Consider the following 23,795-nt stretch of genomic DNA (forward strand, 5'->3'; position numbering starts at 1 on the left):
TCGATGCGTGTCCGCCCAACGCAAAGCGGCCAGTCGCTGATCTCATTGCTGGTGGGATTGACGCTCGGCGTCATCATGCTGGGCGCGATGTCCGCGATGTACTACAGCCTGAAGACTTCGTTCAACGAGCAAGTGCGATTTGCCAGGCTGACCGCGATCGAGTTGCGGCTGATGGACTCGCTTACCCATACCGTTCAGACCGCGGGCTTTTATCCATTCACCGAGTACAACGGCATGCCACGCACGCTATTTGCCTCGGCCCCGAACTGGAGTGCGGGTCAGGCGCTGGGCGGCACTTCGGGCAACGGGCTCGTCGCCAGCATCTTCCGCACGCGATTCCGTATCGATGGCCGCGAACAGATTCGCGATTGCGGTGGCGCGCTGGAGTTGCCGGGCGCGGCGACGATGTTCGCGCAGGCCTTGAGCGTCAACAACGCCGGTGAACTCGAGTGCGCGGTGTACGACGCGTCCGGCGTACAGACGAAGCTTTACTCGCTGGCGAAATCCGTAACGGGCTTCTTGGTGAGCTACGGCGTGGATGACGATGCCGATGGCAACGTCGATCAGTACCTCGACGCGACCGCCGTGGACAAGGCACGGGCGTGGACCCGTGTCGCAACGGTGAAATTCGCGCTCACGCTCGCCCACGGGCTGCGAGCCGGCGAGCCACCGCAGACACTCACGCATGTGGTGAAGGTGATGAACCGTGACTGAACCCATTCGAGCGCGCGAGCGCGGCTTTGTGCTCCTGTTCTCGCTGTTTCTTGCGATTGTGCTTGGCGCGCTCGGCGTCGCCATGCTGCGCGGCGCGTCGGTGCGCGAGCGTGTAGCCGGTAACGCTATCGACAAGCAACGCGCACTGCGGGTCGCGGAGGACGCACTGCAGTATGCCGAGACCTGGCTCGTGCGAGAACAGGGCGACGTCGCGGTGCAATGCACCGGCGTGACCGATGCCAGCAAGAGCGGGCGGCTGCGGGTCTGCAGTAGCGCGCTAGGCAACCCATCGGAACTGCCATGGCCCGAGCGCACCGAGAACCTGCCACGGCCGGGAGGCCAGTTGCCGGGCAACACGGCGCCACCCAGCGCGGTACATATCGCGGAAGTCGGCGTGGCCGGCAACGGCCTGACTCGCTATTACCAGATTACCGCAGTGGGATACGGCGAGACAGGTACCCCCGGCGCCGGCGCCGTAGCGGTCCTGCGCAGTACCTTCAAGCTCGGCACCGCCGCGCGCAACCTTGGAGTGCCTTAATGCAATTTCGTCGATCGTTGATCTCCCTCGCGTCACTCGTGCTGCTGATAAATGGCGGGGCGGCCCGAGCGCAGTCGAGTGCGACGAGCTCGGGCAGTGTGCAGTTCATTGATGACGACCTGACCGGGACCTCGTCGCGCTATGACTGGATCCCCTTCGACGGTGCCTGCCTTACCGCGGGGGATGGCACTGGAACGATTCCCGCCTGCAAGACCCTGCGCTATTACAACGGCACGGTGCAGGTGGGCGGCAAGAATGGCCGCCTGCCCGATCCGGCTGGCTCGGGGGCGTTGCGACTGACCAATGGCGACTTTGAGTACGAGGGGTGGGGCACCGGGAACAATAGCGACAATCAGCGCGGGGCGGTGGTGTCGAAGTTCACGTTTCCAAACCACGAAGGCATCGACCTGACATTCACCACAGTCACCTACGGCGGCGATGGCTACGAGCGCAGGGGTGCCGACGGTTTGAGCTTTTTCCTCGCCGACGGGGCCCGGTCGCCCTCGATCGGTGCCGCCGGAGGGGCGCTTGGATATAACTGCTCGAACGGCGCGACTCCACCTGACGGCGTGGCCGGTGCCTACCTCGGTATTGGCATCGATGAGTACGGCAATTTCTCCAGTCCTTCCGACACGACCAGCAGCGGGGACGGTTTCGTGCCGAACCGTATCGTCGTGCGCGGCGCAGGCGACACCAACTGGGAAGGCTTTACGCGACAGTTTCCACAGCTTTATTCGTCGGCAAATGCAGGGATGCGCGACGCCATCATCAGTGCGGCGTGCCAGAGCGGTTGGACGCACGCGGCGGGTGCGTTACCCAATTACCGTTTCCTGCGAGGAAGCACGTTGCCGGGGCCCATGGCGAAACAGCATGGCGAAGATCGACCCATGCGCGACAAGGCGTTGCCGATCACCTACGCGATGCGGCTAACGCAGAACGGCCGGCTCAGCCTGCATTACAGCTACAACGGTGGCGTGGCGACACCGATGTTCGACGACGTCGATATCGTTGCCATCAACGGCAAGCCGCCCGCAACGCTGCGCTTTGGCTTTGCGGCGAGTACCGGTGCCGGCAGCAACGTACACGAGATCACCTGCTTCAAGGCCAAGCCGGCAAGCCGCGCGGAGACCAGCGCCGCGGTAGGACAGGACCCGGCAAGGCGTACAGATGGCGGTCCGCAGTTCTACTTCAGCGCGTACGACGAACGCTTCTGGACTGGTCGCCTGACCGCGTATGGGGTCGCTTCCCGTCAGGATGGACACGTGGAACTTGAATCCCAGCCACGATGGGACGCGGCCTGTGCGTTGACCGCAGGGACCTGCGCGGCGACGGGCGCGTCGTCGAACGGGCTGGCTGCGTCCGCGCGCACGATGCTGACATGGGATGGTGCGAAAGGCGTGCCGTTACGGTGGTCATCACTATCGGCATCGCAGCAGCGCAGTCTCGGCCCCACGGCGGCAGGGGGCGTTTCCGGAGAGCGGGCGTTGAACTACCTGCGGGGTGCGCGTGAGGACGAACTCGACAGTCCAACGGGAGGCACACTGCGCAAGCGCCAGGGGCTGCTTGGCGACATCATGCATTCGAGCCCGGTGTGGGTCGGTGCGCCTGATGCGTCGTTCGGCGCCGATATGCAGGACCGCCTTTACCCGACCAGCCGCGCGAAGGAGCCAGTGGGAAGCTACGCCGCTTTCAAGGTACGCGGCGCATTACGCCAGCACGTCGCATATGTTGGCGCGAATGACGGATTGCTGCACGGATTCCGCGCCGGCGGCGGGCAGGCGATCCGAAACGACGGCGTGGAGATACTGGCGTACATGCCTTCACCGGTCGTCGACGTCGTGCGCGCGAAGACGACGCAGTACGACCTGACGTCGCCGCAATACGCGCACAACCTGTTTGTCGATGGCACACCGGGTACCGGCGATCTCTACTATGGCGGCGCCTGGCACACCTGGCTGGTGGGCGGGCTGGGCGGCGGCGCGCGCGACCAGGGGCCGATTGCCGACGATACGACGCCATCTGCCGGCATGATCTACGCGCTCGACGTCACCGATCCCGACGCCTTCAGCGAGAAGGACGCACAACGCATCGTGCTCGGCGAATGGTCGTCGGCACGCCTGAACCAGCCGGGCGTATGCAATGTGGCCAATTGCGGCGGCCATCTTGGCATGGTGCAGGGCAAGCCGCTGATCCGCCGACTGCACAACGGCAAATGGGCAGTTCTGTTCGGCAACGGCGCCAATAGCGAGCGCGGCTCGGCGGGATTGTTCGTCATGATCGTCGACCCCGACAAAGGGGCGGGCGCGGCGACGTTCCGCTATCTCGACACTGGCCACGGCCGTGCACAGGATCCGCTCAAGACCCAGCGCAGGAACGGCATCGTCGAGGTGACCGCCGCCGATCTCGACGAAGACCGCATCACTGACTACGTCTATGCCGGCGACCTGTTCGGCAACGTGTGGCGTTTCGACCTGACCGATCAGGATCCGGCGCAGTGGGGAGCGTCGGGGGGAGCGTCGGGGGGCGCGTCGGCGACACCGATCTACGCGACGGAAGGCATGCCTATCTCCACCAGCGTCGTGGCCGCTGCCGTGCCGCAGCCGGGAGGGCGGCCGCGGGTAATGCTGAACTTCGGCACGGGTCGGCGCTACGAGCAGACGCTACAGGCCGGCGGCGAGTATGCGCGCGGGCAACATGCCGTTCATGGTGTATGGGATTCGGGCTTCGACGCCTGGAATGCGCGTGCACTGCACATATTCCATTACGCGTCGCTGCCCGCGCCGCGCACGCTGCGGGCCAAGGACCTGCTCGCCCAGACTGCCAGCGCGCTGACCGGTTCCGTTGGCGGGCCGGCGCTACGTGCCGTGAGCAACGGCGCCGTATGCTGGAAGGCGGGCGCGGGGTGCCCGCAGGCCCAGTCGGGCTGGCGTCTGACGCTACCCGGCAAGGACGAACAGGTGTTGCACGATCCGACGATGATGGGTGGCATGCTGGTCTTCAATACCACGATACCGCCGGCGCCTATTGCGTCGAACGTGCTGTCTTGCACCACGCCCGAGACGAAGGGCTTCACGATGGCGGTACGCCTGGATAGTGGTGGGGCAAACGCGCGCTCATTCTTCGACGCTCCCGGTTTGCCTGCTACGTCCATCGTAAGTGGCATGGGTCTGGACGGCGTCGGTACACCGGTGACGTTCACCAGGAATGGCAAGACCTATATGGTCCAGCAGAACAAGGAAGGCGGCGGCAAGCTGACCCAGATCCGTCCCGAGACCGACGACAAGAAGGGCGCGCGTATCAACTGGGCGAAGCTGCGATGAGCGGCGCCGTGGTCGATGCGATGACAGGACGCAAGCGCCTGCCCCAGCGGCTTACGTGGCAGCCGCGGCGCGGCTTCACGCTGATGGAGTTGATGGTGGCCGTAGCCATCGTGGCGATCCTTGCAGCCATCGCCGTCTCCAACTATCGCGAGCATGTGGCGGCCGTGCGCCGCGCCGACGCGCGCGCGGCCCTGCTCGATATCGCGGCCCGCCAGGCCCGCCATATGACGATGCACGGTGCATACACATCCGATGCCGTGGACCTGGATCCTGAGCTGAAAGGGACCCAATTCCCTTTGAGTGTCGTCGGTGGCCGACTGTCCCGTGCAAAGGCATCCGATAAGCAAGCCGTCTGGTACCGCGTGTCCGTCACGCTCACGCGACAGGGGCAGGGTTTCGAAGCGACGGCGCAACCCGTCAACGGCCAAAGCGACGATCGCTGTGGCGTGTTCGTACTCGACGACCTTGGCCAGCAGTCAACTCGAGCGGCTTCTCCGGCCGCTTCGCAGTGCTGGTAAAGCGCGCCGCAATCATCAAGATTTGCCAATTACGAGATACCCGGCCCCCTCGCGTGATGTCATGAATGCTGCCGATCGGCATCGTGCCGATCGGTCAATTCATTGATCGAACAGGGAGGTCAGCATCATGTATTTCAGCCGTACCACTCGCTCCGCGCAGACACTTCAAAAGCGTTCGAAGGGCTTCACCATGATCGAACTGATGGTCGTGGTGGCCATCATCGGCATCCTCGCGGCGATTGCCGTGCCCCAGTATCAGGACTATACGGCTCGTACGCAGATGACGCGTGCGGTCGGTGAACTGTCTGCCTACAAGACCGGTGTCGAGGATCACCTGTTGCGCGGGGTGACCACGATCGTTAATTCGGACCTCGGCTACGTGCAATCAAATATCACTATCGAATACAAGCCGGCGGGCACGACGCTGTGGACCTACGACTCGACCGCCAAGACTGGCAAGCTCGCGGTGACCATGGGCCAGAATGCCAGCACCGCGGTCAGCGGCACAGTGGTCACGCTGAGTCGCGACGCGACCGGTACTTGGACTTGCGCCATCGTGGGCGCCAAAACGGGCGGATGGAAAGACTCGTACAAGCCCGCCATTTGCGCCTAAGTCGGAGGCAGGGTTTTTCTTGCGCGCCGGCGCCTTAGGTCGCCATCGGCCTGACAACGCCACGGCGACGCGCAAGGTGACACGCGCGCGCGCCGTGGCGTGTCACCGATTCCACTACCCCTTGCGAAAGGCCAGTCTCTATGTTTCCGAGCCGCACGCGTAAGGCGCAGGCAGGCTTCACGATGATCGAGTTGATGGTCGTCGTAGCTATCGTTGGTGTCCTTGCAGCATTCGCCGTACCGCAGTATCAGGAATACTCGTCGCGCACGCAGATGACGCGCGCGGTGGCGGAAATCTCCGCCTACAAGACTAGCGTGGAAACCCTCCTGATCGAGGGCAAGACCACGATCTACGCGAAGGAGCTGGGTTACGTCCAGTCCAATCTCACCAACGCCATCAACGCGGGCGGTCTGTGGACCTACACGAAAGCCAGCAACACCGGCTATCTCGAAGTCATCATAGGCGGGAATGCTAGCACTGCGATCAACGGGACACGCATCCGGCTTACCCGCGACGCGATGGGCACGTGGAGCTGCACGATAGCGGCACCCTCCGATCGCTCGGCCTGGCGCAAGTCATATGTTCCGCCGGGTTGCTCGGAGACGTCAGCGCCAGCTGCCAGTCCATAGAAAGGACGACGCGCTCTAAGGAAATTCAGGGGAGGATGGGGTGCCGATAGCGGAGAATGCAATTTCCGCTATCGGCTTTTTTTTTCGCCTAGCGGGCGCTGGCGAGCGCGGGCTTCACGTCCAGGTCCACGTGAACACGAGGGGTCAGGAAGACGAGCAACTCCTTGCGGTCCTTGCCACGAGAAGTGTTCTTGAACAGATAGCCCAATACCGGGATATCGCCGAGCAACGGCACCTTGGACTCATCGGTGGTCTCTTCTTCCGAGAAGATGCCGCCAATCATCACGGTACCGCCGTTCTCCACCAGCACCTGGGTGCGCACATGCTTGGTGTCGATGGCGAAGCCGCTCGGCGTGTTGATGCCGCGGCTGTCCTTGTTGACGTCCACATCGAGGATGACCTTACCCTCTGGTGTGATCTGCGGCGTGACTTCCAGCTTCAGGTTGGCTTTCTTGAAGCTCACCGACGTGGCGCCGCTCGAGGTCGCGGCCTGATACGGCAGCTCGGTGCCCTGCTCGATCAGCGCCTTGATATTGTCGGCCGTGACCACGCGCGGGCTCGAGATGATCTTGCCCTTGCCGTCGGCTTCCAGCGCGGAAAGTTCCAGTGCCAGGAAGCGGCTCGCGTTGGAGTTGAACAGGCTCAGTGCGAGCGTCGCGGGCGTCCCAACGGTTGGCAAAGCGGGCAGGCTGATGGCCGGCACGGCGGCGAGGTTGCCGCCATTATTACCCGAGGCGAAGCCGGGCAGCACACTGGCATAGTCGCTGCCAGCGTTTGCGCCCTTCGAGCGCGCCGAGAAGCCGAGCTTCACGCCAAGATCTCGGCTGAAGGTATCGTTGGCCTCCACGATGCGCGCCTCGATCAGAACCTGGCGTATCGGGATATCGATCTTCGCAATGAACGCCCGCGTCTCCTCGAGCTTACTCGCCACGTCCGACACGAACAGCTGGTTGGTGCGTACGTCGGCAGTCATTGCGCCGCGCTTGGACAGCATGCGCAGGGCGCCACCCTGCGCGCCGCTCTCGCCAACCAGCATGCGACGGACATCTTCCGCGCGCTGGTAGTTCAGGCGATAGACTTCACTGCGCAGCGGCTCCAGTTCGCTGACCTGATGGCGGGATTCGAAATCGAGCTTCTCTTTCTCCGCCAGTTCGGTCTTCGGCGCGATCCAGATCACGTTGCCGTTGCGACGGGAATCCAGTCCCTTTGCATCGAGCACGATCTGCAGCGCCTGGTCCCACGGCACGTCGTTGAGGCGCAGTGTGACATTGCCCTGCACCGAGTCGCTGGTGATGATGTTGAGGCTGGTGAATTCACCGAACACCTGCAGTAGCGAGCGTACGGAGACGTTCTGGAAATTCAGCGACATGCGCTGCCCGTCGTACGTCGAGCGCAATGCGGGCTCGCTGCTCGTTACCGTGGTACCGGCTGACTTCGTCGCCGCGACGGACGACTCGGTGGGCGAAGTGGCGGGCGGATCGAGCGTGACGATGAGTTTATTGTCCTGTACCGCGGCGTGATAGGGAATCGAACGCTTGAGATCGAGCACCACACGCGTGCGGCCACCGGTCTCGATCACGTCGGCGCCCTTCAGTACGCGGCCATCGTAGTTGTAGCGCGCGCGGCCGGCCGCAAAGCCAGTGTCGTCGAAGTCGAACGCGATGCGCGCCGGCTTGTCGGTGACGAAATCCAGCGGTTTGCCCACGATGGGCGATTGCATCTCGATGACCAGCGTCGTCTGTCCGCCGCTCACCGTGGAGTCGACCTGCCGGACGAAGTTGCTCTGTGCGAGCGCGACGTGCACGGCCAGCGCGGGAGTGAGGGCGGCGCCTGTACCAAGCGCGCGCCGCCAGCGACGGGATCTCATGATGATGCCTCCAGCTTCAGACTAGTCATTTCTTCCTTCCAATCAGTTTCGCCATCGAGAACCAATTCGCGCAGCACGATCTCTCCATCCGTGATGCGGGTGACACGGCCGTGGCGCAGGCCCATGTATCGACCAACACTGACGTGATGAATCTGATCGCCGATTCGGATCACGCCAACCTTGCTGTCCTTGCGCTCCAGCACACCGACCATCTGCATGGCCTCGAGCGCAATGTCCTCGAGCGGATCGCGGCGGCGGCCGGCCTCCGGATGCTCCACCGCCGATCGCGCCGGCGCCGCGATGCGCACATGGGCAAAGGGGTCCACATCGGTGATGGTGGGCGGGGGGGAGGCCGTGATGCTAGGCAGGGCCGGCAGCTGCGCGGGCGCGCCGGCGGATGCACGTTGGGTGTCCCGAATCCATTTGCGCAGCGTCGCCTCATCGCTCTGGCCGCAGCCGGTCAGCGTGGTCAATGCGAACATCGCGAGCAGCGCGAGCGGACCACAGTGCCGGGGGGGCAGGTTCACGCTCATTTCCTGGCTCCGGCAACTGTCGTCGAGGCATCCTCGGGCTTTGCCGCGCTTTCGGCGGCATCGAGCAGACGGTAGGCGATCACGTCGGCCTCCATGGCAAGACCACGGGTCTTGTCCTGTTGCATGTTCAGATCGCGCATCGATACGATGCGTGACATCGTGGCAAGGTCCGCGGAGAAGCCGGCAAGATCGGTGAAGCGGCCATTTACCCGGATCCGGATTGGAATTTCGGCAAAGCTCTTGCCCGCACGCGCGGATTCGGGCTTGAACAGCTCGAATTGAAGGCTGCGCAGCAGGCCGGCATGATTGATATCCGCGAGCAGCGCATCCATGTCCGTGCGGCCCGGTAGCTGACGCTCGGCGGCCGCCACGCGCAGCGCTACTTCCTCCTTGCGCGCGCGCAGGACAGGCAGGTTGGTCACCTGCTTCACCCTCACGCGATACGATTCGAGCAGCGCCTCGTGCTCGGCGCGTTGTCGTCGCAGCGTGTCCATGTCGTCGCCGATCAGCGCCATCCAGCCGGCGGCAAAGCAGGTCAGGCCCGCGGCAAGGGACAGCAGCATGCGGGGCACGCGTTGCCAGCTCGCCAGATCTGTCACATCGAGGTCGCGGAACTGCGCGACCAGTTCCGCGACAGGGGCGGCAATATTGGGTGGAATTCTCATGACGTGATATCCGTGCCGGCGGCAGCCATGCGGGCGCCTTCCGCAGCGTTCTGCGGCTCGTCGTAGGTGAACTTGATGGTGAAATCGAAGTAGGCGCGGCGTACCGGCCGCGCGTCCGCACTGCCTTCCGCGGCGCGCGTGCGCGACTCCAGCAGTTGAGGATTGCGGATCCACGCGGGCCGGCCGAGATTGGCGAGCAACGCCGAGATGTCCTGGTTGGAGGCGGCAACGCCGGTCAGCGTGACCACGGCGCCCTCCTTGCCGAGTCTGGACACGTACATGTTGGCCGGGACCAGGTCCGCGAGTTGCGCCAACAGGCGCGACGCCTGCATACGCTCGCGTTGCAGCACGGCGATGGCGCTCTGGCGGGCCATGAGTACCTGCATTTCCTGCTCGAGCGTCTGGATCTCGCCGACCTGGTGGTCGATTTCCTCCAGTTCTCTCGATATCACCTGATTGAGATGCGCGACGTTGCCGGTCTGATGCTTGATCACGCCTTGCGACAGAAGCAGCGCGCCAATGGCGATAAATCCCGCGAATGCGAGCGTCATGGCCGCATCGCGCCGTTGCGCCTGGCGGCGCTGGTCGCGATATGGCAGCAGGTTGATGCTGCCGGCGATAAGGAACGTGGGCGCGGAGGCCGGTGTGGCTGCCCGCTCCCGGGCAACGGTGGGAGTCTCCGTCATGGCTGCACCGCTCCCCGCAGGCCCAGACCGGCGCCTACGACCTGCGCCGGCAGGTCGCGCTCGAAGTAGCGCGGATTGACCTGCCTGCCAACCGCCATGTGAGCGAAGGGATTGAAGACTTCGGTGGCGATACGCGTCTGCGCCTGCGCGGTTTCGTCCAGGCCGGGCAACGATGCATGGCCACCGCACAGCAGAATGCGTTCTACGGCGCCCAGCGTGGAGCGTGCCGCAAAGCCGCTGATGGCGCTCTGGATCTCCATCGCCAGCAATTCCAGCGAGGGCTTGAGGATCTGCGTGCGCCACTCGCGCGGGAGGGTGTTCTTGCGCTTGTGAATTTCCGCCTTTGGCATGTCATGGCGAAACGCGCGCGCACAGTTCTCCGTCAACTGATCACCGGTGCTGTTGATCTGCTCCCGGTGCATCGGGGCGGTGCCTTGATAGAACATGGCGGTCGAGCGCGTGGCGCCGAGGTGGATCAGTACCTCGATGCCTGGTCGCGCGGCGGCGTCCGGCACGACGAGCGTGCGCGTCGCCATCACGCGATGGATGGCCATCTCCTCGACCTCGATGGCAACCGGCTTGAGGCCGGCCATCTCCGCTGCAAGAACGCGTTCGTCCACGCTGTCGCGCCGCGCGGCCACGACCTGTACCGTCACGCTTTTTGCGTCGCGATTGTGGGCGATCACGCCGTGGTCGAAGTTGACGCGCTCCGATGGCGGATAGAGCCGCTGCGCTTCGTGTTCGATCTCGACGCTCAGTTCATCGTGCGTGAGGTTGTCAGGCAACGACAACGTCGAGTATTCCGTCAGCGAGTGAGGGAGGGCCAGGGTGGCCGTGGGGCAGCGAATGCGCGCCTTGCGCAACGCGCTGGACAGCGCCCTCGACACGGCCTGAAGATCGACGAGGCTGCCGTTGACGACAGTGCCTTTCTCCAGCAGTTCGCTGGCGCAGCGGTGCAGCGTAAGGGCGCGCCCACCGCGCGCGGCCGATATCTCGACAACCTTGACGCTGGACGCGCCAATGTCAACGCCGACCATCGTGTGGCGGCGCAAGGGGACCGGCAGGAATGACGACACGGATTAACCTCGCATGAATAGGGCATCGAATCGGAGTCGAGCCTATGCGAAGGTCTGCGTGCGTCGGGCGTGCTTGCGACAACTTTAGATTGCCGTTGCCACGCCAAATCTCAAGTTGTCAAAAGGAAGGGAGGGGTGCGGCAGGTTGCGCCGAGAATGTCGTTGGACACCGGGAGCTTTGCCCGATGTCCTTCGTCTACTTTGCAATCCCGGCAGCGTTTTCCCGTCGTGCTGTCGGGACTTTTTTTGTGCTTATTGCTTCGGAGGTTCCGGGGCGTCCACCGGAGGGCTGGTCGACTTCACCGGGGCGGGTGCCGGAGCCGGTGTCGCGCCGAATGCGCCAGCGGCAGGGGATGCATCGGCGTCCGACTTGGCGTCGTCGTCCTCGTCCTCATAGGCGGGCAGCTTGCCGCTGCCGCTGTCGATCAGGTACTGACGTCGCTGCGTATAGGCATCGCGCACGAACGCATACTTGTCGAGCGCGGCCTGCGAGAGCAGGTCGGTGGCGCCCAGCAGGTTGGCGCGCGTGCTCACCACGTTCACGCCGAACAGCGAGTTACGCCAGGCGGGATCGAGGTAATGCGCGGGATCGAGGTAGAAGCTCGCGCCGAGTCCCACGCCATCGCGGACCGAACTGGGGCCGAACAGCGGCAACACGATATACGGGCCCGAGGGCACACCCCAGACGCCGAGCGTCAGCCCGAAGTCCTGCGAGTGCTTGGGGAGACCGGCAGGCGTGGCGATGTCGATCAGACCGCCGATGCCAAACACCGAGTTGATCGCCACGCGCATCAGCGTTTCCGCGGCGGCCACGCCCTTGCCCTGCAGCACGTTATTGGCGAAATTGCCCACGTCCGCGAGATTCGAGAAGAAATTCGTCACCGCTGTGCGCGCCGGCTCCGGTGTCACCTTCTGATAGCCCTTTGCGATCGGCACCGCGACGTACTGGTCGACGGTGTCGTTGACCTTGAACACGACGCGGTTCATCGGCTCGAGCGGGTCGTCCTTGCTGGCCTGCGGGCCGGTCGCGCAACCCGATGCGAAGATGACGGCGGCCGTCAGTGCGGCAGCACCGAGGGGGCGAGGGAGCAGGGCAGCAGACTGCTGGATGGGCAAGAGACGGGCGGGCATGGAGTACACGAGGATCGGTGATTTATTGTTATGGGGTTCCAGCGTGCAGAATTCTAGCGTGCGCGCTCGTCAACATCATAGTGCGAGCGCGGCAACACAGTATTCCTGCGAGCGGGCTACCGCCTGGTATTGCCTTGATCGGGCCTTTGTGAACTATCGGCCGATTTTGCCAGTTGTGTAGCCACCATGACAGGGGGCATCGATGGACCGTGCGCGTCGGCCGCCATGCGACGACGGGGCCGGCCCATCAGGATTGGCTGGAAGAACACCGCGCCCGCGAGTGTGCACACCAGCGCCAGCGCGAGCAACTCGCCCATGCTCGCTGTACCGGGGTGATGCGAGAACCAGAGGCTGCCGAACGCGGTGGCCGTGGTGGCCGCGCTGTAGAGCACCGCGTGGGTCAGGCTCGACTGCAGCAGCTTGGTCTTGCCGTGGCGCCAGGCGATCACGTAATAGATCTTGAACGCGACCCCGATGCCGAGCAGCAGCGGCAGCGCGATGATATTGGCAAAATTCAGTGCGATTCCCAGGGCCGCGCACAACTCGAGTGTCACGATCGCCGAGACCAGCAGCGGAATCAGCGTCCGCAGCACATCGTTGATCCGGCGTAGCGTGATCCAGAGCAGTACGGCGATCGAGATCACCGCCCAGATGCCCGCGTGGGCAAAGGCGGTCATGATCGTATCGGCCGAGCCCTGAATCGCGATCGGGCCACCGGTGGCGCCCGGTGCCACGTGCAGCACCGCCCCCGTAAATCGCTCGAGTGTCGCCTCGCGGGCATCCTCGTCGCTGCGCGCCGCGGCAGACATTTTCGGGCTGACGCTGATCAGTGCCTGGCCGTCGGGCGCCAGCCAATCGCGCACGAGTTCCGGCGGCAGCGAGTCACGCGTGACCGGCGACGGCGAGAGGGCGAGCCGGAGCTTGGCCAGCGCGAGTCGCAGCGGCAGCGCGATCGCGGCCTCGGCTCGGTCGCGCGTGGCGGCATCGGCGGCGGCCAGCTTGCCGAGCGCGCGGCCCAGATGCGCGGCCGCTTCCGCGCCCGGACCCGGGTGATCTTCGGCGGCAAGTTCGAGCTGACGTGACGCGTTGCGCAGCGAGGCCACGCGGCGCGTGTCGTCGGCCGGGGCCGAAGGCTGCTGCGTCAGCACCGGCATCAGCGTTTTGGCCATCTCGGCGACGGCGGCCAGCTTGGGCGCCTGGTCGGTCGGGATAAACGTATTCAGCGTGACCACGCGCGACACTTCGGGCAGTGCCGACAGCTTGCCCGCGAGCGCCTGCGCGGCGGGCAGCGAGGGGGTCAGCACGCTCACGTTGTCGGTGCCAGCCTGCGGCGAGTCCTTGAGCGCGAGCAGCGTGGACATCGACTCGGAATTCGGATCTTTCAGGTGCAGCGGATCGAAGTCGAAGCGCAGGTGCATCAGCAGCGGAATCCCGGCCACGATGATCGCGCAGGTAGCCAGCAGCACCGACTTGCGATGGCGCTCGAAAAACGCGTCGGCCGGAGCGAGCCAGGCAAAGCCCGGCGCCTCGCGCTCGCCGGTGGGCCGCAGCACGCGGATCAGCGCTGGCAGCATCGTGAACGTGGTCACAAACGCCACGATCATGCCCACGCCCGCGATCTTGCCGAGCTCGGCTACGCCGCGGTAGTCGGTGGGCAGGAAGCAGAAGAACGCCGCCGCGGTGGCTGCCGCCGCCAGCGACAGCGGCGTGGCCACGTCGCGCGCGGCCAGCTCCAGTGCCAGCACCAGGTCGCCATGTTCGCAGCGCTCGGCGCGATAGCGCACGCCGTACTGGATGCCGAAGTCCACGCCAAGGCCGACGAACAGCACCGCAAACGCGACCGAGATCATGTTGAGCGCGCCGACCATGGCAAGGCCCAGTGCCGCCGTGATCAGCAGCCCGGCGATCAGGCTGGTCAGCACGGCGATGATCAGCCGCGCCGAGCGCAGCGCCATCCAGAGGATGCCGATCACCACGAACAGGGTCAGGATGCCGTTGAGCGCGGCGCCCTCGCTGACCGAGGCGAACTCGTCGTCCGCCAGCGGCTGCGAGCCCGTCAGCCGCACCACGGCGTTATAGCGTTCGGCAAGCTTGAGTTCGGTGGCGGCGGCGCGGATGGCGTCGCTGGCGGCCGAGCCGGCCTGGAGGTCGCTGAAGTCCAGCACCGGCGACACCGTGATGAAACTGAACGCGCGGCCCTGCGCATCGGGCTTGAGCTCGTCGTCGACGAGCCCGGCCCACGACAGCGCCACCGGCTTCTTCTCGAGCACGCCATCCACGGTCTTTGCGCTCGCGCCGAGCAGCTTCTCCATGTCCGACAGCTTGACCTGCCCCAGCTGCAGCGGCAGCGCGAGCGTCGTGGTCAGCAGATCCGACAGGCCGCGCAGCGTGGGGTCGTGCGCAAGATTGTTGAGCAGCGGACGTGCCTGCGTGAGCTTGCCGCCCATGTCCTGCACCGTGGTGGTGTCGGCGAACAGCAGCCCGTTGTGCTCGAAGAACGGACCACCCCCGGGCTGGTCCACCGCATTGAAACGTTTGGTCTGCTCGCGCAGCTTGACGGCCAGTTCGTTGGCGGCGGCGTCGGCCAGTTCCTTGGCCGGGGCCTGCACCACCGCGAGAATCAGATTGTCCCGTTGCGGAAATGCCGCACTGATGGCCTTGTCGTTGGTCGCCCACGGTGCGTCCGATTCAAGCAGGCGACTGATATCGGTATTGATCGCAAAGTTGCGCGCCACATAAAGTCCGCTCAGCGCGGTGAGCAGCAGCGATACCGCGAGCACGCCCCAGGCGTGACGGGTAGCGAACTTGACGGTACGGATGAGCAGCGGTCTCAGCATTGGGGGTCGGTTGGATGCGGCCGGATGTGGCATTAGCGGCGCCGTAGCGCGAATTTCGCGCGGCAGCCCGGAGTATAGCGGTTGACGCTGACGCTACCCGCGGATGGCTTAGGGATCACCCTGCTGACACCGGCCCGATCCGCTATATACTGGTTCGTCATTCGGCTTGCCGGTCTGCCACGGCAGGATCTGTCTCAGTTGCTGCTTATTCGTCTCTATTAGTCGCCCATGAAGCTCTCCGGTTTCCATCCCGTCGCACTCGCCCCCATCGCCGCCGTGGTGATGGTTTCCGCCGTTCACGCGCAGGCCGTCGACACCAAGGCCGCACCTGATCGCCTGGTTCGCGCCGCAGTCGAGGGCGTGATCGCGCAAATTCAGGCCAACCCCGAGACGCGCAGCGGCGATCTGTCCAAGATCACCGCCGTGGTCCAGCGCCAGTTCCTGCCCTACACCGACTTTGGCCGCACCACGCGGCTCGCCGTCGGTGCGGCCTGGAAGACCGCCACGCCCGAGCAGCAGAAGACGCTGCAGGAGCAGTTCACGCAACTGCTGGTGCGCAGCTACGCCGTGTCGCTGTCGCAGTTGCGCGACCAGAACCCGAAGTTCCGCTACCAGCCGCCGCAGGCCGGCAGCAGTGCCAACGACTCGGTGGTCGGCACCCGCGTGCTCAACAACGGCGACGAAATGCTGATCGACTATCGCCTGACGAAGACCGCTGACGGCTGGAAAATCTACGACATCAATATGATGGGCGCGTGGCTGATCGAGGTCTATCGCAAGCAGTTCGCGGATATCGTCGCGCGCGACGGCGTGGATGGGCTGGTCAAGTACCTCACGAACCATAACGCACGCGGCGCAACCTGACAGCGGCATCCGCTTGTATCTGGCTTTGTATCGATGGCGCCCCGCGGGGCGCCATTTTTTAAACACTGTGTATCGCCTCCGATACCGGACACAGTACGAAACACGGCGCATTTCGTCTACCGCTATAAATCCCGACACCTGACGGGAGCGCGCGAAACGTCCGACATCCTCCTCGTTGTTCTCCTGCCAGGTTGGCGCACGGCGATTCCCGCCGGCGCCGCCCCGATCCCAATCAGGAGAACACATGCTGAACAAGCGCGCCGCTCTCGCGGCTTCCCTCGCGGTCTCCCTGGCCGCGCTCGCTAACGTTGCTCACGCTGACGGCAAGAAAGCCACCGAGAAATGCTACGGCGTCGCGCTCGCCGGGCAGAACGACTGCGCCGCCGGCGCGGGCACCACGTGCGCGGCCACCTCGAAGCGCAACTACCAGGGCGATGCCTGGAAGCTCGTCGAGAAGGGCACCTGCACCGAGATCAAGACGCCCAAGGGTCCGGGCTCGCTGACGCCGATCAAGCGATGACACGCTTTCTGTCGCGTGTGTTGCAGCCGGGTTTGCAACTACTGGTTGCGCGGCTCGGCATCGCGTCGGTGTTCTTCCTGTCAGGCCGCACCAAGGTGGAAGGCCTGTTCACCATCAAGGACACCACCTACGAGCTGTTTCGCTCGGAGTACGCGCTGCCGCTGATACCGCCGGACCTCGCCGCGCAACTGGCCACCGTGTCGGAGCATCTGTTTCCGATCCTGCTGGTGCTCGGCCTGTGCACGCGGCCGGCCGCGTTGGCGCTGCTCGGCATGACCGCGGTGATCGAGATCTTCGTCTATCCCGACGCGTGGTCCACGCACCTGAGCTGGGCCGGCCTGTTGCTGCCGCTGCTCGCGCAGGGCGGTGGCGCGTGGTCGCTCGATGCATGGCTGCGGCGTACATCGCGTCCTCTCTCCCGCACAACCTCCCAAATACCAAGGAACAAGACATGACCGTATCGAACAAATCGCGTGCCAGCCTGGCCACCGCCGCGGCGCTGCTCGCGCTCGCCTCCGCCGCTATTGCCGTGCCCGCCCATGCCGCCGGCAAGGCTGAGCCGGTGCGCTGCTATGGCGTCAACAGCTGCAAGGGCGAAAGCCTGTGCGCGACGGCCAGCAACGACTGCAAGGGCCTCAACAGTTGCAAGGGCAAGGGCGTGGTCGTCAAGTCGAAGAGCGAATGCCTCAAGGCCGGCGGCAAGCTGACCGAGCAGTAAGCCGCATGGCGTCGCATGCTGTTTAACCTCCGCTGAACCTATCGTCATGCCACATCCCAACATGCCCAATACGACCAACACGTTGTTCTCCGGCTATGGTCTCGGCCTGCGCAAGGAGCATTACCGCGACTTTCTCGAGACCGATGTCCCCGTCGACTTCGTCGAGGTCATCTCCGAGAACTTCATGGTCGAGGGCGGGCAACCGCGGCACATCCTGCGTCAGGTCCGCGAGCGTCATCCGGTGGCGCTGCATGGTGTGTCGATGTCGATCGGTTCGGCGGATGGTCTCGACCGCGAGTACCTGCGCCGCCTGCGCGCGCTCGCGGACGAGATCGATCCGCTGTTCGTGTCCGATCATCTGTGCTGGACGCGGATCGAAGGTTTCAACTCGCACGATTTGCTGCCCGTGCCCTATACCGACGAGGCGCTCGATCTCGTTTGCGCGAACATCGCGCAGGCACAGGACGCGCTCGGCCGCACGATGCTGTTCGAGAATCCCTCGAGCTATATCGCGTTCGCGGGTGAGTCGATGACCGAATGGGAATTTCTCGCCGAGATGTGCCGTCGCACCGGCTGCGATCTACTGCTCGACGTCAACAATATCTACGTCAGCGCGACCAATCATGGTTTTGACGCGCACGCGTTCCTGGCCGGCGTGCCGGCCGACCGCGTGCGGCAGATTCATCTGGCCGGGCACAGTGCGGGCAAGGATCTGCTGATCGACACGCACGACACCGCGGTGTGCGCGGAAGTGTGGGCGCTCTATGCGCAGGCGCGCGCGCTGGTGGGTCCGGTGGCGACCATGATCGAGCGCGATGCCGATGTGCCGCCGCTGCGCAAGTTGCTGGATGAGCTCGACGTGGCGCGCGCGCATGGCCGCCTGCCCGCACATACCTTGCGGGAGGCCGCATGAGACTGGCCGAACTGCAGCGCGAGTTTCGCGCATGGCTTGTCGAGGCCTCGCCGGAAGCCGCCGCGCGCGTGGCCGGGCTCGACCATCCGGGGCTTGCGGTGTATCAGAACAACTATCGCGCGCAGCTCGTCGGTTGCCTTGAGGTGTCGTATCCAAAGACGCGCGATCGTATCGGCAGCGAGGCGTTCCTGAACGCGGCCATCACGCATATTGACGCCTGTCCACCGCATGCGTGGACGCTCGATGCGTATGCCGAGGGCTTCGACGGCACGCTGGAAGCGATATTTCCCGAGCATCCTGACGTTTCCGAGCTTGCATGGATCGAGCATGCGCTCGCCACCGCGTTCGTCGCGGCCGACGCTACGCCGCTCGCCGCGGCGGACCTGGCCGCGCTCGACTGGGACCACGCGCGTCTGGTCCTGTCACCGGCCCTGCGCATGCGCGAGGTCACGACCAACGCGGAGCGTGTGTGGCATGACGGCGGCGATGCCGCGCCGCTGGCCGTGCCCGCCGGCTTGGTGGTTTGGCGGCAGGACTACACGTCGTGTTTGCGTGAAGTGTCGCTGCTCGAACTGGAGGCGCTGGCCGAACTGCAGTGCGACGGCAGCTTCGCCGCGCTGTGCGATTTACTGGCCGAGCGTCTGGGCGAAGAGGAGGGGGTGGCACAGGCGGGCGCATGGCTGGCAGAGTGGATCGGCAGCGCACTGATTGTCGGCGCGGACGTGGAGATACCTCGATGACACAGCCAGCTACCGCACGCGTGCGCCAGGTGCGAACCGACCAGCTCGATATTGGCTACCTGACGGTCGGCGACGACAAGGGTCGTCCCGTGATTCTGTTGCACGGCTTCCCCTACGATGCGCGTGCGTTCGACGCCATCGCGCCGCGGCTCGCGGCGCAGGGCACGCGCATCATCGTGCCGTATCTGCGCGGCCACGGGCCGACGCGCTTTCTCGACAGCGCGACCCCGCGCACCGGCGAGCGTGCCGCGCTTGGTCAGGACGTGATCGACTTGATGGACGTGCTGCATATCCCCGAAGCCGTGCTCGCGGGCTTCGACGCGGGCGGTCGCGCGGCCAGTGCTGCGGCGGCACTGCGCCCGACGCGCTGCGTCGGCCTGATCGCGTCCACCGAAGACCGCGTGGCCGATCGCGCCGCGCTGCGCGTACCACAACCGCCGCGCACCGAGTGGGACCACTGGTACCGCTTCTACCTGCTCACCGAACGCGGCCGCGCGGGCCTGGCGCGGCACCGCCGCGGCATCGCGCGCATGATCTGGCGCGATCAGCTCGTGCAATACGACGACGACCTGTTCGACCGTTCCGCGAAGACATTCGACCACCGCGATTTCGTCGCGGTGACAGTGCAGGGCCTGCGTCATCAGTTCGAAGGCGAACCCGGCCACGCCGATCACGCCGAAGCCGAACGCAAGATCGCGCAAGCCGCGCCATCCGCACGACCCGCCGTCACGCTCGACGTCCTGCCTCAAAACGACCCGTCGGCATGGACCGAAGCCGCGCTTACGCTCGTCCGCCAAGGCAAGTGGCGCACGTGAACATCGAATTGCCCCCACAAACGAGGAGACTTACATGAGCACGACCACCAACGAACCCGTGGCATACCTGCGCGTAGACGCCTACACCAACGGCATCATCGGCCCAAGCCAGCCCATGCTCGGCCCGCTAGCCGATGGCGGCACGCTCGTTACCGGCACGCCCCCTGGCTGCTGGGGCCCGATGATCACGCCCGCGTTCGAAGGCGGGCACGAGGTCACGCAGCCGGTGTACGTTGCGGGCGCGGAAGTCGGCGACGCGGTCGCGCTCAATATCCGCCGCATGCGCGTGACCTCGGCCGCCACCTCGTCGGGCGTGATGCGCTTCGTGGAAGGCCGCTACAACGGCGACCCGTTCGTCGCCAAGTTCTGCGCCAACTGCGGCACCGAGCATCCTGCATCGCATGTCGAAGGCATCGGCGAAGACGCAATCCGCTGCAACACCTGCGGCGCGGAAGTCAGCGCGTTCCGCTTCAGCCATGGCTATGTAATCGTGCTCGACGCCGAGAATGCGGTCAGCCTTACCGTCAACCAGCAGGTTGCCGATCGCCTCGCCGGCAAGGCGTCGGAAATGTCAGCCTTGCCCGAACTCGCGGCGCAACACTCGATCCTGTCGCTCGCGCGCGCGGACATTCCGGGCGTGGCCGCACATATGCGCCCGTTCCTCGGCAACATCGGCACCACACCCTCGCGCGACCTGCCCGACTCGCATAACTGCGCGGACTTCGGCCAACACCTGATCGGCGCACCGCACCGCTTCGGCCTGACGGAAGCAGAGCTGCACGCCGCCAAGACCGATGGCCATATGGACACGAACTCCGTGCGCGAGGGCTGCATCCTGATCTGCCCGGTCAAGGTCCCAGGCGCGGGCGTGTATATGGGCGACATGCACGCCCAACAGGGCAACGGCGAAATCGCGGGCCACGCCACCGACGTATCGGGCGAGACCGAACTGACGGTCGAAGTCATCAAGCACCTGACCATCGATGGCCCGATCCTGCTGCAAAACCTCGACGACCTGCCACCGATGGCCCGGCCGATGACGGCGGCGCAACGCCAGAAAGTGGTGGAACTCGGCGAACGCTGGGGCCAGCGCGAGATCGAGCAGAGCGGCCCCATCACGTTTATTGGCAGCGGCGCAGACCTGAACGCCGCCACCAAGAACGGCCTGCAACGCGCCGCGGATGTAACGGGCCTGCCCTACGACGAAGTCCTGAACCGCGCGACCATCAACGGCTCAATCGAAATCAGCCGCCTACCCGGCACGGTCCGCGTAACGTTCCTATGCCCCATGCCCATCCTCGACCGCCTCGGCATCGGTCACCTTGTCCGCGAGAAGTATCAGATCAGCTAAGGCGCGAGTGCTATGCGATGACCTTGATTTCCAAGGTCATCGCTATTGCCGATCAGAAACAGCTTCGGTCGTGCGAGCACCTCACGCAAGAACGGTTCGTCAGCCGCGATTGCGGATTGCCACTCCGACAACGAATAAATTTTCGGATTGATCTCGCGCTTCAAGGTCTGTTGTGCGTTGTACAGGCATCGAACCGCGTCCGCGAAGAGGACATCGCCAATCAACATGACATCGATATCGTTGAAAGCGTGATTCTTACCTGAGGCCAAGCTTGGCTAACTCTTTATGCAGCGTGCCCGGCGAGGTATCCGTCAGGCGCGCAATCTCCCGGACATGGAGGGAGCGTTCTGGATTCAGGAGCAGCAGATCCAGAATGCGGCGGCGATACTCGCCGAATAAGAGTTGTGGGAGTGGGTGTAGCATAATTGGCTACGATCGTAGCTTATTTGGCTACACGTGCCCCACAACAAAAATGGCTGCGATTGCTCGCAGCCATTTTTGTTCGCTCGAAACGCCACCGGCAGGCGATGGCTCAGGCTTGCGTCTCGGCCTGTCGGGCGTCCGTGAGTTGCGCGTCGGTGTCTCTCGCCTTTCGCGACGCCAGCTTCGGGTCAGCCAGTTCGGCCGGCAGGCGGAATTCGGCATGCTCCTCGCGGCCTGCCATGGTCGACACCTCGACTGGCCCGAGGCGGCGCAGTGCCGCGATGACGTCCTCTACCATCTCCTCGGGCGCGGACGCCCCGGCGGTGATGCCGATCACGCGGGCGTCACGCACCCAGGCGGGATCGAGCTCGCTGCCGTCCGCGACCAAATAGCTCGGCACGCCGCTTTCGGCACCGATCTCACGCAAACGGTTGGAGTTGGAGCTGTTGGTTGCGCCAATCACCAGAATCACGTCCACCAGCGCGGACATTTCTCGCACCGCGCTCTGGCGGTTCTGCGTGGCATAGCAGATATCGCGCGTATCCGGCCCCACCAGATTGGTGAAGCGCCGATGCAGCGCGGCGATGATATTCCGGGTGTCGTCAACCGACAGCGTGGTCTGCGTGACATAAGCCACGGGCGCATCCGCGGGGATATCGAGCTTGCCGACCTCCGCTTCGTTCTGCACCAGAATCACGTTGCCCGGAATCTGGCCCATCGTGCCTTCCACCTCGGGGTGGCCGGCATGGCCAATCAGGAGCACCGTACGGCCAGCCGCCGCATACTGGCGGCCCTGGGTATGCACCTTGATCACAAGCGGACAGGTGGCGTCGATCGCATGCAGTTCGCGCTCGCGTGCCTCGGCCACGACCGTACGCGCCACGCCATGGGCGCTGAAAATCGTCACGGCGCCGCCGGGTACCTCGTCCAGCTCCTCTACGAAGCGCGCACCCTTTTTCTTCAGGGTTTCGACCACATGCTTGTTGTGGACGATTTCATGGCGAACGTAAACAGGAGTGCCATGCTTGATCAGCGCACGGTCGACAATCTCGATCGCGCGCACGACACCGGCACAGAAGCCCCTTGGCTGGGCAAGTATTACCTGCATAGAGACGGCCCCCCGACTCTCAAACATTTTTTCATCGTCTAATAGGTATTTCTGCATCACTTTTTGGACGCGCGGTGGGTACTATATACCGGTGCCGATTTTCTTGTCTGATACGTTGGTATGTGCCAACGCTTGGATGCGGCATTTTGATGACAGGGGAACTGAAATTAGCGATTCGATTCTGGTGACCGGCGCCTCCGGTTTTTTGGGCTCGTCTGTGATGCGACAGGCACTTGAGCGCGGCTTCCGGGTCCGTGTGCTCGTTCGGGCTTCCAGCCCCCGCACCAACGTCGAAGGGCTGCCCGTCGAACTGGTCGAAGGCGACCTGCGCGACGCCGCGTCCATGACCCGCGCGATGGCCGGCGTGCGCTATCTGTTCCACGTCGCTGCCGACTACCGCCTGTGGGCGCCCGATCCGGAAGAGATCGTGCGCAACAACCGCATCGGCACCGTCAACGTCATGGAAGCCGCCCGCGCCGCCGGCGTGGAGCGCGTGATCTACACCAGCAGCGTGGCGACACTGCGCGTGGCCGGCGCCACCGCGCCCGTGGACGAAACCGCGCCGTTGGCCGCCGACGAGGCGATCGGCGCCTACAAGCGCAGCAAGGTGGTGGCCGAGCGCGAAGTGGAGCGCATGATCGCCGAAGGCCTGCCCGCGGTGATCGTCAACCCATCCACGCCGATCGGCCCGCGCGACGTCAAGCCGACGCCGACCGGCCGCGTGATCGTGGAGGCGGCCACCGGCAAGATCCCGGCCTTCGTCGATACGGGCCTGAACCTCGTGCATGTCGATGACGTGGCCACCGGCCACTTTCTGGCGCTCGAGTGCGGCCGCATCGGCGAGCGTTATATTCTGGGCGGCGAGGACGTGCCGCTGCGGCAAATGCTGCGCGATATCGCGGACATGTCCAATCGCCGCGCGCCGACCATCGAGCTGCCGCGCTGGCCGCTCTATCCGGTGGCACGCATCGCGGAAACCATCGCACGATTTACCGGCAAGGAGCCGTTCGTGACCGTGGATGCGCTCAAGATGTCGCGCTATCGGATGTTCTTCACGTCCGCCAAGGCGCAGCGCGAGCTAGGCTACGCGCCGCGCCCCTATCAGGAGGGACTGCGCGACGCGCTCGCGTGGTTCAGGCAGGCGGGGTACCTCGACAGGCGCTGAAGGCGGAGGACGGGGATGGCGCGGAGGCGGCGCGGCATGAGGCCGCGCCAT

Annotated in this window: 24 protein-coding genes; 16 read left to right on the forward strand and 8 right to left on the reverse strand. The window is 64.8% G+C overall.

Annotated elements, in window-relative coordinates; translation table 11 throughout:
- The first annotated feature begins 3 nt into the window (after positions 1 to 3).
- The 6 genes from LDO41_RS11895 to LDO41_RS11925 all read left to right on the forward strand — a co-directional run bounded on the left by LDO41_RS11895 (position 4) and on the right by LDO41_RS11925 (position 6,332).
- A complete protein-coding gene (locus LDO41_RS11895) occupies positions 4 to 714 on the forward strand; it encodes a PilW family protein (RefSeq protein ID WP_223988204.1) in 711 nt (236 codons plus the stop codon).
- Complete coding sequence (locus LDO41_RS11900; RefSeq protein ID WP_223988212.1) at positions 707 to 1,252, forward strand: pilus assembly PilX family protein; 546 nt, start codon at positions 707 to 709, stop codon at positions 1,250 to 1,252. Before LDO41_RS11895 ends, LDO41_RS11900 begins: the two co-directional genes overlap by 8 nt.
- Positions 1,252 to 4,572 carry a pilus assembly protein gene (locus tag LDO41_RS11905; protein WP_223988214.1) on the forward strand — a complete coding sequence of 1,107 codons (3,321 nt, stop codon included), beginning with the start codon at positions 1,252 to 1,254 and terminating at the stop codon, positions 4,570 to 4,572. The genes LDO41_RS11900 and LDO41_RS11905 overlap by 1 nt, the downstream gene beginning before the upstream one ends.
- Positions 4,569 to 5,090 (forward strand): type IV pilin protein, encoded by a 522-nt coding sequence (locus LDO41_RS11910; RefSeq protein ID WP_223988217.1) that lies wholly within the window; start codon positions 4,569 to 4,571, stop codon positions 5,088 to 5,090. Before LDO41_RS11905 ends, LDO41_RS11910 begins: the two co-directional genes overlap by 4 nt.
- Before the next feature lie 127 nt (positions 5,091 to 5,217).
- Positions 5,218 to 5,703, forward strand: coding sequence for a pilin (locus tag LDO41_RS11920; protein WP_290370881.1), 486 nt, complete (start codon positions 5,218 to 5,220; stop codon positions 5,701 to 5,703).
- 140 nt (positions 5,704 to 5,843) lie between these two features.
- Complete coding sequence (locus tag LDO41_RS11925) at positions 5,844 to 6,332, forward strand: pilin (protein ID WP_223988219.1); 489 nt, start codon at positions 5,844 to 5,846, stop codon at positions 6,330 to 6,332.
- A gap of 88 nt (positions 6,333 to 6,420) precedes the next feature.
- Here LDO41_RS11925 and LDO41_RS11930 read toward each other — a convergent pair whose 3' ends face one another.
- The 7 genes from LDO41_RS11930 to hpnN all read right to left on the reverse strand — a co-directional run bounded on the left by LDO41_RS11930 (position 6,421) and on the right by hpnN (position 15,127).
- Positions 6,421 to 8,199 (reverse strand): type IV pilus secretin PilQ, encoded by a 1,779-nt coding sequence (locus tag LDO41_RS11930; RefSeq protein ID WP_223988221.1) that lies wholly within the window; start codon positions 8,197 to 8,199, stop codon positions 6,421 to 6,423.
- On the reverse strand, positions 8,196 to 8,732 hold the full coding sequence (locus LDO41_RS11935; RefSeq protein WP_223988223.1) for a pilus assembly protein PilP: 537 nt from the start codon (positions 8,730 to 8,732) through the stop codon (positions 8,196 to 8,198). Before LDO41_RS11935 ends, LDO41_RS11930 begins: the two co-directional genes overlap by 4 nt.
- Complete coding sequence (locus LDO41_RS11940; protein WP_223988225.1) at positions 8,729 to 9,397, reverse strand: type IV pilus inner membrane component PilO; 669 nt, start codon at positions 9,395 to 9,397, stop codon at positions 8,729 to 8,731. Before LDO41_RS11940 ends, LDO41_RS11935 begins: the two co-directional genes overlap by 4 nt.
- Positions 9,394 to 10,083 carry a PilN domain-containing protein gene (locus tag LDO41_RS11945; RefSeq protein WP_223988227.1) on the reverse strand — a complete coding sequence of 230 codons (690 nt, stop codon included), beginning with the start codon at positions 10,081 to 10,083 and terminating at the stop codon, positions 9,394 to 9,396. Before LDO41_RS11945 ends, LDO41_RS11940 begins: the two co-directional genes overlap by 4 nt.
- The gene (pilM, locus tag LDO41_RS11950) at positions 10,080 to 11,120 is read right to left on the reverse strand and encodes a type IV pilus assembly protein PilM (protein ID WP_223988707.1); all 1,041 of its coding nucleotides are present in this window, start codon (positions 11,118 to 11,120) and stop codon (positions 10,080 to 10,082) included. The genes LDO41_RS11945 and pilM overlap by 4 nt, the downstream gene beginning before the upstream one ends.
- A 291-nt stretch (positions 11,121 to 11,411) precedes the next feature.
- Entirely contained in the window at positions 11,412 to 12,290 is an 879-nt protein-coding gene (locus tag LDO41_RS11955; RefSeq protein ID WP_223988229.1) for an MlaA family lipoprotein, read from the reverse strand.
- 116 nt (positions 12,291 to 12,406) lie between these two features.
- Complete coding sequence (gene hpnN / locus LDO41_RS11960; protein ID WP_223988231.1) at positions 12,407 to 15,127, reverse strand: hopanoid transporter HpnN; 2,721 nt, start codon at positions 15,125 to 15,127, stop codon at positions 12,407 to 12,409.
- Between the two features lie 228 nt (positions 15,128 to 15,355).
- Between hpnN and LDO41_RS11965 the strand changes: the two genes are divergently transcribed.
- The 9 genes from LDO41_RS11965 (at position 15,356) to LDO41_RS12005 (ending at position 21,311) form a co-directional block, all read left to right on the forward strand.
- On the forward strand, positions 15,356 to 15,991 hold the full coding sequence (locus LDO41_RS11965; protein WP_223988234.1) for an MlaC/ttg2D family ABC transporter substrate-binding protein: 636 nt from the start codon (positions 15,356 to 15,358) through the stop codon (positions 15,989 to 15,991).
- 244 nt (positions 15,992 to 16,235) lie between these two features.
- Positions 16,236 to 16,511 carry a BufA1 family periplasmic bufferin-type metallophore gene (bufA1, locus tag LDO41_RS11970; RefSeq protein WP_223988236.1) on the forward strand — a complete coding sequence of 92 codons (276 nt, stop codon included), beginning with the start codon at positions 16,236 to 16,238 and terminating at the stop codon, positions 16,509 to 16,511.
- Positions 16,508 to 16,966, forward strand: a complete 459-nt coding sequence (locus tag LDO41_RS11975; protein ID WP_223988238.1) for a DoxX family protein — start codon at positions 16,508 to 16,510, stop codon at positions 16,964 to 16,966. Before bufA1 ends, LDO41_RS11975 begins: the two co-directional genes overlap by 4 nt.
- On the forward strand, positions 16,963 to 17,229 hold the full coding sequence (gene bufA2 / locus LDO41_RS11980; RefSeq protein WP_223988240.1) for a BufA2 family periplasmic bufferin-type metallophore: 267 nt from the start codon (positions 16,963 to 16,965) through the stop codon (positions 17,227 to 17,229). Before LDO41_RS11975 ends, bufA2 begins: the two co-directional genes overlap by 4 nt.
- A 46-nt stretch (positions 17,230 to 17,275) precedes the next feature.
- Positions 17,276 to 18,142 carry an MNIO family bufferin maturase gene (gene bufB / locus LDO41_RS11985; RefSeq protein ID WP_223988242.1) on the forward strand — a complete coding sequence of 289 codons (867 nt, stop codon included), beginning with the start codon at positions 17,276 to 17,278 and terminating at the stop codon, positions 18,140 to 18,142.
- Complete coding sequence (locus LDO41_RS11990) at positions 18,139 to 18,882, forward strand: HvfC/BufC N-terminal domain-containing protein (RefSeq protein ID WP_223988244.1); 744 nt, start codon at positions 18,139 to 18,141, stop codon at positions 18,880 to 18,882. The genes bufB and LDO41_RS11990 overlap by 4 nt, the downstream gene beginning before the upstream one ends.
- Positions 18,879 to 19,697, forward strand: a complete 819-nt coding sequence (locus LDO41_RS11995) for an alpha/beta fold hydrolase (protein WP_223988246.1) — start codon at positions 18,879 to 18,881, stop codon at positions 19,695 to 19,697. The genes LDO41_RS11990 and LDO41_RS11995 overlap by 4 nt, the downstream gene beginning before the upstream one ends.
- 34 nt (positions 19,698 to 19,731) lie before the next feature.
- Positions 19,732 to 21,048: an acetamidase/formamidase family protein gene (locus LDO41_RS12000; protein ID WP_223988248.1), complete on the forward strand. Its 1,317-nt coding sequence runs from the start codon at positions 19,732 to 19,734 to the stop codon at positions 21,046 to 21,048.
- A gap of 17 nt (positions 21,049 to 21,065) precedes the next feature.
- A complete protein-coding gene (locus LDO41_RS12005) occupies positions 21,066 to 21,311 on the forward strand; it encodes a hypothetical protein (protein ID WP_223988250.1) in 246 nt (81 codons plus the stop codon).
- 269 nt (positions 21,312 to 21,580) lie between these two features.
- Here the strand turns inward: LDO41_RS12005 and ispH are convergent, their stop codons facing one another.
- On the reverse strand, positions 21,581 to 22,579 hold the full coding sequence (ispH, locus tag LDO41_RS12010) for a 4-hydroxy-3-methylbut-2-enyl diphosphate reductase (protein WP_223988710.1): 999 nt from the start codon (positions 22,577 to 22,579) through the stop codon (positions 21,581 to 21,583).
- A gap of 136 nt (positions 22,580 to 22,715) precedes the next feature.
- Here ispH and hpnA point away from each other — a divergent pair, with 136 nt between their 5' ends.
- Positions 22,716 to 23,744: a hopanoid-associated sugar epimerase gene (gene hpnA, locus LDO41_RS12015; RefSeq protein ID WP_223988252.1), complete on the forward strand. Its 1,029-nt coding sequence runs from the start codon at positions 22,716 to 22,718 to the stop codon at positions 23,742 to 23,744.
- Positions 23,745 to 23,795 lie beyond the last annotated feature (51 nt).

This window comes from Cupriavidus pampae, assembly GCF_914271485.1.
GTDB lineage: Bacteria > Pseudomonadota > Gammaproteobacteria > Burkholderiales > Burkholderiaceae > Cupriavidus > Cupriavidus pampae.